Genomic DNA, 14,364 nt, shown 5'->3' on the forward strand with positions numbered 1-14,364 from the left:
TACTGCGGATCCGTCTCGCTGAGGTGAGGACCGTGTTACGGGTTCCCGGACCGCGCCCCGACGCAGAGCACCGGGCGAGCCGGATCGAGGAAGTCCGACGGCGACCGTCCGAGCGACGCGATCCTGTTCCGGCACTGCATTCTCCGTCGGCATCACGAACTTCATTCCCTTCCGCCGCCCGAAACACAATCGTCATGAATCGGACACGACCGCTCAACTACCAACCTGGATCGTCTCGACTCGACACATAGCGATTACTCGGAAGGCCCCACCGTATGGTGACAGCAACTTCGACCGCGAGCATCACCACCACTGCGGGAGTGACAGAATCGGTTCCCGCCGAGGGCGTCGTGATGCGCGGTATCCACCGGTCCTTCGGTGAGAACACCGTCCTGCGCGACGTGTCGTTGCATGTGCGCCCCGGCGAGGTCTACGCACTGCTCGGCGAGAACGGCGCCGGCAAGTCGACCCTGATGCGCATCCTCACCGGGCTTCTCCCGCCCGACTCCGGTTCCATTGCGGTGGACGGAGAGTCGCTCATCGACGGAGGCCGGGAACGGATCGCGATGGTCCACCAGCACTTCATGCTCGTGCCGAGCATGACGGTTGCGGAGAACTTCCTGCTCGGCCGGTCCCGCGGAGTGATCGGCCGGAAGCGCCTGCGGCGCAACGAAGCCGAGATCGCCGCCCTCGCGAAGAACACCGGTCTCGCCTGCGACCCCACCGCACGCGTGGAGAACCTGTCGGTCGGCGAGCAGCAGCGCGTCGAGATCCTCCGAGCCCTGCACCTGGGCGCCCGTTACCTGCTGCTCGACGAACCGACCGCGAATCTGGCTCCGGCCGAGGTGCACTCACTGCTCGCACAGGTCCGCCGACTCGCCGCCGAACGCGGCGTCGGGATCGTGCTCATCACTCACCATCTGGAAGAGGTCCTCGAGGCCGCCGATCGGGTCGGTGTGCTGCGGGGAGGACGGCTCGTCGCCGAACGCCCCATCCGCGGGAACGGCGCCGAGAGGGTCACCACCGCCGAACTCGCCCGCGACATGGTCGGCCGTGAGGTCGGGCTCGGTATCCGCCGTGCGGCCACCGAACCGGCCGGGAACCGGATGCTCGAACTGGTCGGTGTGTCCGTCCCCGGTCAGTTGCACGACGTGACCCTGCGGGTCGCATCCGGGCAGCTCGTCGCCGTCGCCGGAGTCGAGGGCAACGGCCAGTCCGCCCTCGAGGACGTCCTGTCCGGGCTCTCCCCCGACTCCACCGGTGCGGTGGTCGTCGCCGAACGGGAGATCGACTCCTCGTCCCCCCGCGCGATGCGCGAGGCCGGTGTCGGCATCGTCCCCGCCGACCGCTACACCCGGGGACTGATCAAGTCGTTGGGAATCGACACCAATCTCGCGATCGACAGCTACACCGATCCCCCGCTCGCCCGTCGCTGGGGCCGCCTGTCGCGGGCAGCCGTCCGCGAACGCGCCGAGCGCATCATCGCCGCCCTGTCGGTCAAGGCCCAGAGCCCGCGCACGCTCGCCGGCACCCTGTCCGGTGGGCACGCCCAGCGCGTGGTGCTCGGCCGGGTCCTCGACGGTGAGCCGGACGTCCTCGTCGTCGCCCAGCCCACCCGCGGTCTCGACATCGGCGCCACCGAGTTCGTCTGGGACACGCTCGTCGACCATCGCTCCCGGGGCGCCGCGATCCTGCTCATCTCGTCCGATCTCGACGAGATCTGCAGCCTCGCCGACAGGATCGTCGTGCTCTACCGCGGACGGATCGTCGCCGAGTTCGACGAAGGCCCGTTCGACCGCGAAGCCCTCGGCTCGGCCATGGGCGGATTCCAGGAGGCTGCAGCATGACCGCCACGCTCAGCCCACCGGTGACGACGCCACCCGAGCCGCCCACCGCGTCGCGGATCCGGAGTCTCACGACCACTATCGGGGTGCCGCTACTCGCCGTCGCCGTCGGTCTCGCGGCGGGCGGGATCCTCATCGTCCTCGCGGGCGGTGATCCGGGGCAGGCCTACGCGACGATGCTCGACGCCGCTCTCGGCGGCGATACGCAGCTCGGCCGCCTGCTCACGGGTATGACGCCGCTCGTCCTCATGGGTCTCGGCTACGCGATCGTGTACCGCACCGGCTTCATCACCATCGGCGCGCAGGGCCATTACGACGTCGGCGCGATCACCGCGACGGCCGTGGTGCTGAGCATGCCGTTGGGGACGAGCTGGATCGCGATCCCGATCGTCGCCGTCACCGCCGCGGCCGCAGGTGCGTGCATCGGCGGCATCGCAGGCGTGCTGAAGGCGCGGCTCGGGGTCAACGAGATCATCTCGTCGCTCATGCTCAACTACCTCGTCTTCTACACATTGGCGTGGGCGGTGCGCAAACCCCTCGCCAATCCCAACGGTTTCACCCCCGAGTCCGAGCGCATTCCCGACTGGGCCGCACTCGCGACGATTCCCGGCACCCGCATCCACATCGGTGTGTTCGTCGCGATCGCGGCGGTGCCGCTGGTGTGGTGGCTCATGCGTTCGACCCGGTTCGGTTTCGCGTCGCAGATCGTCGGTGGGAGCCCGAGCGTCGCCGAGGCCAATGGCATCTCCGTCGCCCGCACCGTGGTCACCTCCGCTCTGATCAGCGGCGCACTCGGCGGTATCGCCGGCGCGATCATGTTGCTGGGCAGCGAGTTCCGACTGTCGCTGGCGATCTCCTCCGGGATCGGGTTCACCGCGATCGTGGTAGCACTGCTCGGGCGTCGCAATCCGTTCGGCATCGTGCTCGCAGCAGCATTGGTCTCCGGGCTGACCCTCGGCAGTCAGGCGGTGCAGCGTACCCAGGAGATCCCCGCGTCCATCGGCACCGTCGTCCAGGCAGTGATGATCCTGACGGTGCTGCTCGCCAACCGAATCGTGGAGCGTGCTCGATGAACTGGTCCGATGTCCTGGGCGCCGGTGCGCTCGTCCCGCTGTTCACCGCTGCGCTGCGGCTGGCGGTGCCGATCATCCTCGCCGCCGCCGGCGCGTGCCTCGCCGAGCGCTCGGGGCTGATGAACCTCGGTATCGAGGGACAGATGATGGTCGGCGCGATCATCGCGTTCGTGACGGTGTACTACACCGGGCAACCGATGCTCGGCGCCGCCACCGGCGCCGCCGCGGGCCTCGTGCTCGCCGCGATCGTCGGCTACCTGACGATCACGATGGCCGTCGACCAGATCATCACGGGGATCTCGGTGGTGATCCTCGGGACCGGACTCGCGTCCTTCCTGTACCTGCAGGTGTTCGGCATGACCGGTACACCGCCGCGCATCCAGGGCACCATTCCCCTCGACCTTCCGGTGCTGTCCGACCTGCCGGTGCTCGGCCCGATCGTGTTCTCGCAGTCCCCGCTCGTCTACCTCGCGCTCGCACTCGTCGTCTCCCTGTGGTGGGTGCTCACCCGCACGGCCTTCGGCCTGTCGATCCGCGCGGCCGGGGAAAGCCCCGAGGCCGCCGATTCGGTGGGCGTCTCCGTCCCCCGCACCCGATGGAGCACGCTGCTGATCTCCGGCGCCGCAGCAGGTATGGCCGGCGCGCTCGTCATCGACAGCCTGGGCTTCTTCCAGGACGGCATCACCGGTGGTCGCGGCTGGATCGCGCTCGGTGTCGTCATCCTCGCCCGGTGGAATCCGCTCGGCGCCATCGTCGGTGGCTTCATGTTCGGTCTCGTCGACGCCTTCCAGCTGCGCGTACAGGCCGCGTCCGGTGGACAGGCCACGTCGGTACCGTACGAGCTGTTCCAGGCCATGCCGTACGCGGTGACGTTGCTCGCGGTCATCGCCACAACCGTGTGGTTCTCGCGCAGCAATTCCCCGAAGGCGCTCGGCATCCCGTTCGTGCCCGCGAAATAGCTTTCCGTCAGCTTTCCCGTCAGTCCTGGGGTTCGCAGTCGCGAGCCCTCCCTTCCCCGAGGAGAACCACGTGAAGAAATTGGGTACCGCTGTGGCGGCCGCCGCCGTCGTCGGAGCCGCCGTGACCGGGTGTTCGAGTTCCGACCCCGGTGGGAGCGGCTCGGCCGACGGGGTCGTCAAGGCCGCGATCATCACCTCGGGTCCGGTCAACGACGTCGGCTGGAACCAGGGCATGGTCGACGGCGCCGAGAAACTCGAAGCGGAAGGTCTTATCGACCTGACCGTGGTGCAGCAGGATTCGGGCGCGACCTCGGAGCAGATCGCCCAGATCGTCACCGACCTCGCGGAGGACGGCAACCAGCTCATCGTCGGCCACTCGTTCAATTACGGCGAACCCATCAAGGGCATCATCGCCGACTACCCCGACGTGCTGTTCGCCTATCCCGGCGGCTTCGGCGACATCACCGCCAACCTCGCCGACTACAGCCAGCCGTTCTATCAGGGTTCGTTCCTCACCGGCATCCTCGCCGGCGACCTGACGGAGACCGGCATCCTCGCCGGCACCGCCGGTTTCGAGATCCCGGTGTGCAAGGCCCAGATCGAGGCGTTCGCCGACGGCGCGCGCCTGACCTACAAGGGCCCCGGTGAGATCCAGTTGCGTCCGTCCTACATCGGCGGATGGTCCGACGCGGCGGCCCAGACCATCGAGGCCGTCAACGCCCTCGTCGACCAGGGCGCCGACCAGTTCTCCACGTGCGGTGTCGACGCGGCCACCATCGAGGGCGCCAAGCAGCGCGGTGTCGGCGTCGCCGGCTACACGATGGATCAGACCCCGCTGGCACCCCAGAACGTCGTCTCCTCCGTCGTGTGGAATCTCGACGAGGTCCTCCGCGCGATGATCGCCGACGTCGAGGCCGGCAACGTCGACCCGGCGAAGTACTACGAGGTGGACATCACCGAAGGCGGCCTGGACGTCGTCATCAATCCGGCCTTCGCCGACAAGATCTCGCCCGAGGCGATGGCGCTGTTCGAGGAGTACCGCGAGAGGATCATGGCCGGCGAGTTCGAGGTCGAGTACAAGGGCGGCGACTGACCCGGAGCACCTCCTGTAGAACGAACGAGACCGACCTTGTGCGCGATCTCCCACCGGATTTCGCACACAACGTCGGTCTCGTTCCGTAGCTTCGACCTTTGTGAAGATCCGACCTATGTTCGGACGCGCTCCGCGCACCACTCCACCAGCGCCGCCGCGAGGTCGTCGCGGGCGGACAGCTGTGGCGCATGGTCGGACTCGAGCGACACGACCTGCGCACCCGGGGTGAGGCGTTGCATCCCCCGTTGGGTGACGAGGGGAACCGAACGATCCAGTGTCGCTTCGACGTACAGGCGTGGCAGGCGCCCGAATCGTTCCGGTGTCCAGCTGGGCGCCATGAGCCGGGTGGTCTCGAGTTGCGGCACGAGTCGGCGCGCGGCACCGATCGCGTCGGCCGAATCCGCCTCGTGGAAGAACACCGCCGCACCGGCCTCCGGGGGCACGATCGTCCCGCGACCGTCCTCGGTGGGTTCGAGCCATCGCGAGATGCCCACCGGCGATTCGAGACCGATTCCGTCGCAGAACATCCCGAAGTCGACCCCGGACGGAAGCATCATCCCCGCCACATAGGCGACCCCGGCGACACGCTCGGGTAGCATCTCCGCGACCTGCGTGACGACGATGCCGCCACCGGAATGGCCGACGAGGATCACCGGACCGTCGAGTCCGGCAACGTGGTCGGCCACGACCGCGGCGACGTCGTCGAGCGTCACGTCGTCGGCACCCCACGATCCGACACCGGGAAGCTCGAGCGGATGTGGGACGTGCCCGGCCCGACGGAGCGGTTCGAGCAGTGTGTCCCACACCCAACTTCCGGCCCACGCGCCGTGCACGAGCACGACATGACTCACTCGCGGTTCTCCCCCGTCGCCGCCAGCACCCGGGCGGCTTCCCGCACAGCAGCGGTGTTGGCCTTGCCGTGCCGCGACCCGGCGAGCTTCGCTTTGATGTGATCGCGGATCAGGATGGGTTCATAGGGTTCCAGGCCCGCATATTCGGGCAACGTGGAGACCACCGCGTCGACGTTGCCGTCGTGGAAGAACGCCACCGAACGACGGCGCCGGATCCTCCCGTCGACGATCGGCGGCTTGACGCGGTGCAGCGTCGACATCCACCGGTCGTCGGTGATGCGGGCGGTGAGATCGCCGAGATTGACCAGCAGGGCGCCGGGCAGCGGTTCGACGTCGTGCCAGACACCGTCGGAGCCGAGCACCTGCAGCCCCGCGACCCGATCGGCCCACAGCACGGTGACGATCCCGAAGTCGGTGTGCTCACCCATGCCGGTGAGATCGCCGTCGAGGTCGACGGTGCCCTCGGGCAGCGCGTAGTTGTTCATCCGCAACACGTCGATCGAGTGGTCGGTGAGCCGTTCGAAGTAGTCGGGGGCCTGCCCGAGGGCGTCGGCGAAGATCCGGGTGAGGGTCCGCGCGACCCGCGAAGCCTCGGTGAAATAGGTCTGCACACGGTCCTCGAAGCCGGGGACGTCGGGCCAGACGTTGATTCCGTAGTCGTCCTCCGACAGGTCCAGGTGGGCGAACGACCGGGCCTCCACGCCGACGTTGTACGCCTCGAAGAAATCGTTCATGCGGCTGGCGGATTCGACGCCGAGGCTCAGGCTCAGCGACTCGCTCTTCGGCGGGCTGTACCCGCGGTTCGCACCCACCACCCGATACTGCTGCTTGTCGTCCATCGGCAGACCGAAGAAGTCGTCGAGGGCATCGGCGAGGCCGTCGACCACCGGATCGGAAATGCCGTGTCCGAGAATCTGAACGAATCCCACACGGCTGCAGGCTTCGTCGATCTCACGGGCGACACGAGCTCGTTCGGCCTCGTCGCCGGCCCGAACGTACGGGCCGATGTCGACGGCGGGAACGACGAAGGCGTCAGACGGCGACTGGTTCATGGGCAACTCCGTTGGGAGAGATGGTACCGGCCGAGGTGACGGGGGCCGGCGTGCCGGACCGGGACGCGCGAGCCAGTGTCCCGAGACGAGTGTGGTTCAACAGCAGGTTCAACGAGAACGCCGCGATCGCGGCGAGCGTGATGCCGCTGCCGAGCAGGATCTGCGCAGCGGACGGGAAGCGCTCGAACATGCCCTCGGCGAGTTCGGGCAGCAGACCCACACCCACCGCGACGGCGGCGATCGTCGAGTTGATGCGGTCGGACAGGTCCACCGAGCGCAGCGTGTTGATGCCCACGAGGGCGACGGTGGCGAACAGGATCAGGCCGACACCGCCGACCACCGGCTTCGGCAGCGCCGCGACCACCGAGCTCACCTTGGGCAACGCGCCGAGGACCACGAGGATCGCACCCGATGTGGCGGTGACGTAGCGGCTGTAGACGCGGGTGGTGGCGACCGCACCGACGTTCTGGGTGAAGACGGTGTCGACGAAGGCGTTGAAGACACCCGCGAGCACGGCGGACGCTCCGTCGCCGGCGAGTCCGCGGGCGATGTCGCCCTTGCTGACGCGCTTGCCGGTGATCTCGGCGACGGCGAGCATGCTCGCGGTGGATTCGGCGAAGACCACTGCCATGACGATGCTCATGGCGACGACCGCGGTGATGGGGAATTCCGGTGCACCGAAGTGGAAGGGGGCGGGCAGACCCACCCACGACGAGCCGGCCACGCCGCCGAGGTCGATCAGGCCGAGCGGAACCGCGACGACCGTGCCGATGGCAAGGGCGATCAACACTCCGAGCTGCGCCCAGATGCCGCGACCGAGGCACAGGAAGGCGACGGCGACGACGATCACGAGCACGGCCAGGGCGATGTTGGTGGGCGAGGCGAAGGTGGGCGACGACGGGTCGGTGCCGACGATCAGCCCGCCTGCCACGCCGATGAGCGAGATCCCGACGACGGTGAGGACGGCACCGGTGACGAGCGGCGGGAAGAACCGGATGATCCTGGCGAAGGGCCAGGCCAGGGCGAGACCGACGATGCCGCCGATCAGCATGGAGCCGTAGACGGCCTGCAGGCCGTATTCCTTCGCGATGAGGATCATCGGCGTCAGGCCGGCGAAGGTCGCACCGCAGACGATGGGCAGGCGGACGCCGACGAGTTTGCCGACGCCGAGGCTCTGGACGATGGTGATCAGGCCGGCGATCAGCAGGTCGGCGCTGATGAGCATCGCGATGGTGTCGCGGTCGAGTCCGACGGCCGCGCCGAAGACCAACGGGACGGTGATGCATCCGGTGTACATGATCAGGACATGCTGGAGGCCGAACGCGAACTGCCGGAGGAACGGTAGTCGCGCGTCGACGGGGTGCGGTGAGGTCATGTGATCGCTCCCATTTCGGATGCAGTGCTGTATACGGTGCCGGATACAGCTTGGGGGCCGAAGTTTTCGGGCTCGAGTCATCGTGTTTCGCGCGGGTAAGAAACCGCTCACCGCACCCGCATCGGAGCTAGGTCAGTCGTCCGTTCACGCGCAGACGGGCGATGCCACCGTCGGGATAGACGTCGAGCCGCACGAACTCCACCGGCGTCGGCGAATCGACGCGGAAACGGTGCCGGCAGTCCGGCAGCAGTGCGGTCCGCGGGACGAGTTCGACCCAGGACGATTCGTCGGACATCGCGTCCCCGCTGGGGATTCCGCTCAGGCGCGCCGCTCCCGGTGCGTTGCCGACGAAATAGGAGGTGTCGACCTCGACGTGGTCGACGCATCCCTGCCCGGCGAGACGGATCACCACGTAGTCGTTGCCGTCGTCGCGGCGCCGGGCGTTCTCCCAGCCCTCCCCCATGTGCCGCGAGCGACCGAGGCCGATGATGTTGCGCGGCGACGAATAGAAGCGGTTCGAGCACGCGACGACGTCGCCACCGTTCTCGAGGGCCGCGAGATCGATCGTGCCCGTGAGGAAGGCCGGGTCCGGGCGTGCATATCCGTGCACCCGGAAGCGGGCCACACCGCCGTCAGGAAAGATGTTCAGGCGCAGGTGCGTCCAGCGCCGGTCGTCTTCCACCGCGAAGGCGTTCGCGGTGTCGCCCTTCAGGGCCACGCGCTCGAGGACCGGTTCCCACGGCGCGTCCAGCAACTCCTGATCGGTCGGGTAGCCGTCGAGGTTCACCCCGTCGACGGACGCGAAGGGCGGGTAGTTGCCCGTGAACCAGGCGGTGTCGATCACGACACCCTCGACGACACCGGGAACGCCTAGCCGGACCACCGCGAAGTCGTGCCCGGGTTCGCGGCGACGCCGGGTCTCCCACCCGTCGTAGACCTTTCCCTTGTGCCCGAACTCGGAAGGATCGAAATCGGGTGCGCCCGGCGAGATCAGGTTCTCGCGACTCGCGAAGAACTCGTCGTTCGCGTACACGACGGCTCCGCCCAGCGATCGCGCGGCGAGATCGGGCAGTTGCAGGAAATCTGCTTCGGTCAACGGTTTTCCTTTCGGGAGAGCAGCGCACCACGCGGTGCGGGGTCGGTGGCGCCGAGGGTGACGGTGAGTGGTTCACCGGCGAGCCAGGTCTGCCGCACGACCCCGGCCAGTGCACGTTCGGCGTAGGGCGTCACCGCGTTGCGGTGGTGCAGTCGCTCCGGGAAGACCACGAAGGCGTCGTCGGGCGCGAAGACGCACAGGTCGGCACTGTTGCCCACGGCGATGGCACCGCGGTCGGCCAGGCCCACGAGGTCGGCGGTGCGACCGGCCATCCAGCGCACCACGTCGACGAGTGTGTGCCCGCGCTTGCGCGCCTCCGACCACACGATGGGCAGTCCGAGTTGCAGCGACGAGATTCCGCCCCACGCCTCGCCGAAGTCGCCGGTGACGAACTTCTTCAACTCCGGCAGGCACGGCGAGTGATCGGAGACGATGCAGTCGAGTGTGCCGTCGGCCAGGCCGCGCCACAGCGCTTCCCGGTTACGGGCCTCGCGGATCGGCGGGCAGCACTTGAAATGTGTGGAGCCGTCGAGTATCTCCTCGCTGAACAACGACAGATAGTGTGGGCAGGTCTCCGCGGTGACGTGTAGCCCCTCGGCCTTCGCCGCGGCGACGAGCGGAAGGCTTCCCGCATCCGACAGGTGCAGGATGTGCACGCGGCATCCGGTCTGCCGCGCGCCGTCGATCACCTGGGCGACAGCGCGGGACTCGGCGACCGGTGGTCGCGAGTACAGGAAGTCGTCGTACCGGCGTCCGGCCGGCGGGTCCTGAGCGTCGAGGGTCGGCTCGTCCTCGGCGTGCACGATGAGCAGGCCGCCGAAGCCGGCGATCACGCGCATCGCCTCGATCATCTGCTCCCGGTCCAGCGGTGGGTACTCGTCGAGACCCGAATACGCGAGGAAGCACTTGAAGCCGTACACTCCTGCGTCCCAGAGCGGTTCGAGATCGGCGAGGTTGCCGGGGATCGCACCGCCCCAGAATCCGACGTCGACGGTGACCTGCTCGGCCGCGACCTTCTGCTTCACCTCGAGGGCCGCCACGTCGACGGTGGACGGGATGGAGTTGAGGGGCATGTCGACGATCGTCGTCACTCCCCCGGCCGCGGCGGCACGTGTCGCCGTCGCGAAGCCCTCCCATTCGGTGCGGCCGGGTTCGTTGACGTGGACGTGCGTGTCCACCAGGCCGGGGAGCAGCACCTCGCCGTCGGTGAGGACGATCTCCCGCGCACCGGCCGGAGCGGCACCGTCGTATTCCTCGATCGCGACGATGCGGCCGTCGCGCACATGGACGGCGCAGCTGCGTTCCTCGTCCCCCACCACAGCGCGTCGCGCGCGGATCACGGTGGTCATCGCGTCACCGCCGTCGGTCGACTCGCGAGCCGGGCCAGGTGGTCGAGATTCGTGCCGGTGCGATCGCATACTTCCTTCTCGGTGAGGGCTCCGCAGCTCGTTCCCCGCAGGAGGAAGTCGGCGAGAGCACGGGCGGTGGCGGGTTCGTCGAGATATCCCGACGACAGGGCCGGGTCGAGGTAGGCCGCGACGCGTCCCGCGGCGGTGGACAGCGACCGGCGGTAGAACGCGAAGGTCGCGGCGTAGCGGGTGGGCAACTGCGCCGGGTGCAGATCCCAGCCCTGGTAGAAGCCGCGGCGCAGCGACCGGTCGATCAGGCGGGCGTGCAGTCCCCATGCCGCACGGATCTCGTCGCGGGTGCCGACGGGAAGGCGGTTGGTGGACCCGTCGGACAACCGCACCCCGGTGCCCGCTGCCGCGACCTGCATCGTGGCCTTGGCGTGGTCGGCGACGGGGTGGTCCATCGCCTGGTACTCCGCGGCGATGTCGCACGCGGCCGAGTAGTCGTAGGTGCCGTAGTGCAACCCCGAACAGCGTCCGCGGGCCGCTCGGATCATCGTGGCGACGGCCGCGGTGCCGTCGGGTCCGCAGATCGCCTGTGGCGTCTCGATCTGGATCTCGAACCGCAGGGGTGCGGCGAGGGGGTAGGTGGCCTCGAGGTGTTCGCAGACCGTCACCATGGCGGCCACCTGTTCGGGCGCGGTGACCTTGGGCAGCGTCACGACGAATCCGTCGGGGAGAGCACACTTTCCGGTGAGTTCTGCGACGAAGGTGTCGAGCGTACGGAGGCCGCGGCGCCGGGTGGCGGCTTCGAAGGACTTGAACCGGATGCCGACGAAGGGTGCCGCGGTGGGATCGGTCGCGAGCGCGGCGGCGGCGCGGACGACGTGGGCGTCCTCGTCGGCGTCGCGTTCGTGCTCGGGAATGCCGGGGCGGGTGAACCCGTCCTCGAAGTCGATGCGCAGATCCTCGATCGGTTCGGTGTGCAGTTTGGCCTCCACGAGCGGGAGGACCGTCTCGGCCAGTTCGGGTTCGATGCCGGTGACCGCGGCGAGGTCCGCGGGTCCGTCGATGTGGGTGTCGAGGACGTCGAGCGCGTCGGCTCCCCACCCCGCCACGATCCCGGCATCGTAGCAGTCGGCCGGGACGTAGACGGTGTGTACCGGTTGGCGGGCACCGTCGGTCCCGGGATAGGTCGCGGCGTAGGCCGCGTCGGTGTCCGCGAGCTGCGCGTCGAGCGCAGCCGCAAGCCTGTGCAATCCTGTCGGCACCCGAACTCCTGTCCTGTATCCACGGCTGTATACGTCGTGGTGCGCCGACGTTATCGGCGCCAGGTCATGTGTTCGGTTAACTGCGGTTACGGGCCCGTTACACATCTGCCGGGGCGGTGTTCGTCCTCGGCAGAACCCGGCCCGATGCCGCCGGATCGACGGCACAATGGTCGGCATGGAGCCGGAGCAGGGTCGCGTGATCGATTTCGCCACTGCCGCGAAGGCGGCACGTGTGACTGCCGCGAAGGCGGCACGTGTGACTGCCGCGAAGGCGGCACGTGTGACCGCCGCGAAGTCGGCACGGACTCCCGTGCGGGGAGCCGACAGCACCGAGCCCCGGCTGCTCCGCCAGATCTACGGCGAGATCCTGCGCGACGAGCGTCGCGATCAGGACCGCAGCCTCGAGGACGTCGCCCGCACGGTCGGGATGTCGAAGCAATATCTGTCGGAGGTCGAACGTGGGCGCAAGGAGGCCTCCTCCGAGATGCTGCGGTCCGTGTGCGATGCGCTGGAACTTCCGATGGAGCAACTGCTCGCGCGCGGGATCCGCCGGATGACCGCGCATCGCACACTTCGGACCACGGGTCACGCCGGCGTCGAGTTGTGCGCGGCATGACGGTATGACTGCGTCACAGTGTGACCACGTGACTGCGTGACGGGTCATCCGTCCCGATCGACGACGACGTGATCGGCCAGGCCGTAGGCCACCGCCTCCGTCGGTGAGAAGATCCGGTCCCGGTCGGTGTCGCGGCGCAGTCGGTCGATGTCACGTCCGGTGTGCGCGGCGAGGATCTCCTCGGTCTGGGCCCGTACCCTCATCACCTCCGCTGCCTGCAGGGCCAGATCCGAGATGGTGCCCTGCCCCTGCGCCGACGGCTGGTGCAGCAGCACCCGCGAATGGGCGAGCACGTGCCGACGGCCGGGCGCTCCGGCCGCGAGCAGCACGGCGGCCGCCGAGGCGGCCTGTCCCATGCAGTAGGTCGCGACCTTCGGGCGCAGGAACTGCATGGTGTCGTAGATCGCGAGCATCGCGGTGGACGATCCGCCGGGCGAGTTGATGTAGAGCCCGATCTCCCGATCGGGGGATTCGGCCTCGAGGTGCAACATCTGAGCCATGACGACGTTGGCGACCCCGTCGTCGATCTCGGTGCCGAGGAAGACGATGCGTTCGTTGAGCAACCGGCTGAAGACGTCGAACGACCGCTCCCCCGCCGGTGTGCGTTCGATGACGTTGGGGATCGTGTAGGTGCTCATCGTCCCAGTCCCATCTGCCGTCCTGCGGCGAACGGCGCCAGTTCGGCGAGCGACCCGACGACGGTGTCGACGATGCCGTACTCGCGCGCCTGTTCGGCGGTGAACCACCGGTCGCGGTCACTGTCGCGTTCGATCTCCTCGAGTGAATGCCCGGTGGCGTCCGAGAGGATCTGCTGCGACTGCAGTTTCATGTATTCGAGATTCTCGGCCTGGATCGCGATGTCGACGGCCGTCCCCGAGAATCCGGCCGACGGTTGGTGCATCATGATCCGGCTGTGGGCAAGGCTCGCGCGTTTGCCCTTGGTGCCCGCCGCGAGCAGGACCTGCCCCATACTGGCGGCGAATCCCGCTGCCACCGTGACGATGTCGTTGGGAACGAGTTGCATCGTGTCGTAGATGGCGAGGCCGGCGAAGACGGATCCGCCGGGTGAGTTGATGTGCAGGACGATGTCGCGCCGGTCGTCGGCGGAGGCGAGCAGGACGAGTTCCGAGCAGACGCGCTCGGCCATCTCGTCGTCCACCTCTCCGGTCAGTCGCAGGATGCGCTGACGGAAGAGCCTGTCGGCCAGTTGGTCCCGGTACGAGAATGGTTCGGTGGTCGTCATGCAGCCAGCCTGACCCCCGATGGGTGCGAACCGGCGGTTCGTCTGCTCACGGCAGACGGACCGGTCGTTCCGGCAGATCAGTCCCCCGCGGACCGGACGGCGCTGATCACCACCGCGACGAGGACGGCCAGCAGAAGGAGCACGAGCAGGACCGGTCCGAGCAGCAGCACCAGCGTGATCACGACGGCCAGGCCGATCTTCGCCTTGGTGCTGAGTCCGGAAATCAGCCCGCCCAGCGCGGCGAGGGCCGGATTGCGACCCTCCAGCGCGGCTCGGATGCCGGCGAGGACCGCCTGCAATCCCACGCCGCCGCTGGTGACCTCGCCGAGGAGCGAGTCCACCCATCCGCGGATCTTCCGGATCAGTCTCGCCCCGAGTCCCCGGAGTTCGGCCAGTGCGCTGCGGACACCGGCCCGCAGCGCATCCTTCAACCTCTCGAGGAGCGATGTGGGTTCCGGCTGTGCCTGCTCGGGTCGGGTCTGCTCGGATCGTGTCCGCTCACGTCCGGGGCGGGTGGGTTTCCCTGCCCGGGCGTCGTTCGC

14 protein-coding genes and 1 pseudogene are annotated in these 14,364 nt (G+C 68.4%); 6 read left to right on the forward strand and 9 right to left on the reverse strand.

Going from position 1 to position 14,364, the window contains the following annotated elements; translation table 11 throughout:
• Positions 1 to 404: 404 nt before the first annotated feature.
• The 5 genes and pseudogenes from A5767_RS24215 to A5767_RS19000 all read left to right on the forward strand — a co-directional run.
• Positions 405 to 815 (forward strand): annotated as a pseudogene (locus tag A5767_RS24215) (ATP-binding cassette domain-containing protein); the annotation flags it as partial.
• Positions 804 to 1,847 carry an ATP-binding cassette domain-containing protein gene (locus tag A5767_RS18985; RefSeq protein ID WP_415649082.1) on the forward strand — a complete coding sequence of 348 codons (1,044 nt, stop codon included), beginning with the start codon at positions 804 to 806 and terminating at the stop codon, positions 1,845 to 1,847. The pseudogene A5767_RS24215 and the gene A5767_RS18985, both read left to right, overlap by 12 nt.
• Positions 1,844 to 2,917 carry an ABC transporter permease gene (locus tag A5767_RS18990; protein WP_064852908.1) on the forward strand — a complete coding sequence of 358 codons (1,074 nt, stop codon included), beginning with the start codon at positions 1,844 to 1,846 and terminating at the stop codon, positions 2,915 to 2,917. The genes A5767_RS18985 and A5767_RS18990 overlap by 4 nt, the downstream gene beginning before the upstream one ends.
• Positions 2,914 to 3,876, forward strand: coding sequence for an ABC transporter permease (locus tag A5767_RS18995; RefSeq protein ID WP_039586341.1), 963 nt, complete (start codon positions 2,914 to 2,916; stop codon positions 3,874 to 3,876). The genes A5767_RS18990 and A5767_RS18995 overlap by 4 nt, the downstream gene beginning before the upstream one ends.
• 70 nt (positions 3,877 to 3,946) lie before the next feature.
• The gene (locus A5767_RS19000; protein ID WP_231913227.1) at positions 3,947 to 4,969 is read left to right on the forward strand and encodes a BMP family protein; all 1,023 of its coding nucleotides are present in this window, start codon (positions 3,947 to 3,949) and stop codon (positions 4,967 to 4,969) included.
• A gap of 113 nt (positions 4,970 to 5,082) precedes the next feature.
• Here A5767_RS19000 and A5767_RS19005 read toward each other — a convergent pair whose 3' ends face one another.
• The 6 genes from A5767_RS19005 to A5767_RS19030 all read right to left on the reverse strand — a co-directional run bounded on the left by A5767_RS19005 (position 5,083) and on the right by A5767_RS19030 (position 11,963).
• Positions 5,083 to 5,820, reverse strand: coding sequence for an alpha/beta fold hydrolase (locus A5767_RS19005; RefSeq protein WP_064852910.1), 738 nt, complete (start codon positions 5,818 to 5,820; stop codon positions 5,083 to 5,085).
• A complete protein-coding gene (locus A5767_RS19010) occupies positions 5,817 to 6,872 on the reverse strand; it encodes an isopenicillin N synthase family dioxygenase (RefSeq protein ID WP_006550614.1) in 1,056 nt (351 codons plus the stop codon). Before A5767_RS19010 ends, A5767_RS19005 begins: the two co-directional genes overlap by 4 nt.
• Positions 6,853 to 8,247: a uracil-xanthine permease family protein gene (locus A5767_RS19015; RefSeq protein WP_006550615.1), complete on the reverse strand. Its 1,395-nt coding sequence runs from the start codon at positions 8,245 to 8,247 to the stop codon at positions 6,853 to 6,855. The genes A5767_RS19010 and A5767_RS19015 overlap by 20 nt, the downstream gene beginning before the upstream one ends.
• 127 nt (positions 8,248 to 8,374) lie before the next feature.
• Positions 8,375 to 9,343: an allantoicase gene (gene alc / locus A5767_RS19020; RefSeq protein WP_039586345.1), complete on the reverse strand. Its 969-nt coding sequence runs from the start codon at positions 9,341 to 9,343 to the stop codon at positions 8,375 to 8,377.
• Positions 9,340 to 10,692, reverse strand: a complete 1,353-nt coding sequence (allB, locus tag A5767_RS19025) for an allantoinase AllB (RefSeq protein WP_064852911.1) — start codon at positions 10,690 to 10,692, stop codon at positions 9,340 to 9,342. Before allB ends, alc begins: the two co-directional genes overlap by 4 nt.
• On the reverse strand, positions 10,689 to 11,963 hold the full coding sequence (locus tag A5767_RS19030) for a DUF6986 family protein (protein ID WP_064852912.1): 1,275 nt from the start codon (positions 11,961 to 11,963) through the stop codon (positions 10,689 to 10,691). The genes allB and A5767_RS19030 overlap by 4 nt, the downstream gene beginning before the upstream one ends.
• Positions 11,964 to 12,138: 175 nt before the next feature.
• Between A5767_RS19030 and A5767_RS19035 the strand changes: the two genes are divergently transcribed.
• Entirely contained in the window at positions 12,139 to 12,579 is a 441-nt protein-coding gene (locus A5767_RS19035; protein WP_231913228.1) for a helix-turn-helix domain-containing protein, read from the forward strand.
• 44 nt (positions 12,580 to 12,623) lie between these two features.
• Here the strand turns inward: A5767_RS19035 and A5767_RS19040 are convergent, their stop codons facing one another.
• From A5767_RS19040 to A5767_RS19050, 3 genes are all read right to left on the reverse strand, one after another.
• Entirely contained in the window at positions 12,624 to 13,217 is a 594-nt protein-coding gene (locus tag A5767_RS19040) for an ATP-dependent Clp protease proteolytic subunit (RefSeq protein WP_006550620.1), read from the reverse strand.
• A complete protein-coding gene (locus tag A5767_RS19045) occupies positions 13,214 to 13,822 on the reverse strand; it encodes a ClpP family protease (protein WP_006550621.1) in 609 nt (202 codons plus the stop codon). Before A5767_RS19045 ends, A5767_RS19040 begins: the two co-directional genes overlap by 4 nt.
• Before the next feature lie 77 nt (positions 13,823 to 13,899).
• Entirely contained in the window at positions 13,900 to 14,253 is a 354-nt protein-coding gene (locus A5767_RS19050) for a hypothetical protein (RefSeq protein WP_006550622.1), read from the reverse strand.
• Positions 14,254 to 14,364: the final 111 nt, after the last annotated feature.

Source organism: Rhodococcus sp. 852002-51564_SCH6189132-a (genome assembly GCF_001665495.1).
In the GTDB taxonomy this organism is placed as follows: domain Bacteria; phylum Actinomycetota; class Actinomycetes; order Mycobacteriales; family Mycobacteriaceae; genus Rhodococcus; species Rhodococcus pyridinivorans.

Coding starts and splice junctions, on each gene's coding strand:
- A5767_RS19010 (WP_006550614.1), bottom strand. CDS start 6,872: ATGAACCAGTCGCCGTCTGACGCCTTCGTCGTTCCCGCCGTCGACATC.
- A5767_RS19035 (WP_231913228.1), top strand. CDS start 12,139: ATGGAGCCGGAGCAGGGTCGCGTGATCGATTTCGCCACTGCCGCGAAG.
- A5767_RS19040 (WP_006550620.1), bottom strand. CDS start 13,217: ATGAGCACCTACACGATCCCCAACGTCATCGAACGCACACCGGCGGGG.
- A5767_RS18990 (WP_064852908.1), top strand. CDS start 1,844: ATGACCGCCACGCTCAGCCCACCGGTGACGACGCCACCCGAGCCGCCC.
- A5767_RS18995 (WP_039586341.1), top strand. CDS start 2,914: ATGAACTGGTCCGATGTCCTGGGCGCCGGTGCGCTCGTCCCGCTGTTC.
- A5767_RS19015 (WP_006550615.1), bottom strand. CDS start 8,247: ATGACCTCACCGCACCCCGTCGACGCGCGACTACCGTTCCTCCGGCAG.
- A5767_RS19045 (WP_006550621.1), bottom strand. CDS start 13,822: ATGACGACCACCGAACCATTCTCGTACCGGGACCAACTGGCCGACAGG.
- allB (WP_064852911.1), bottom strand. CDS start 10,692: ATGACCACCGTGATCCGCGCGCGACGCGCTGTGGTGGGGGACGAGGAA.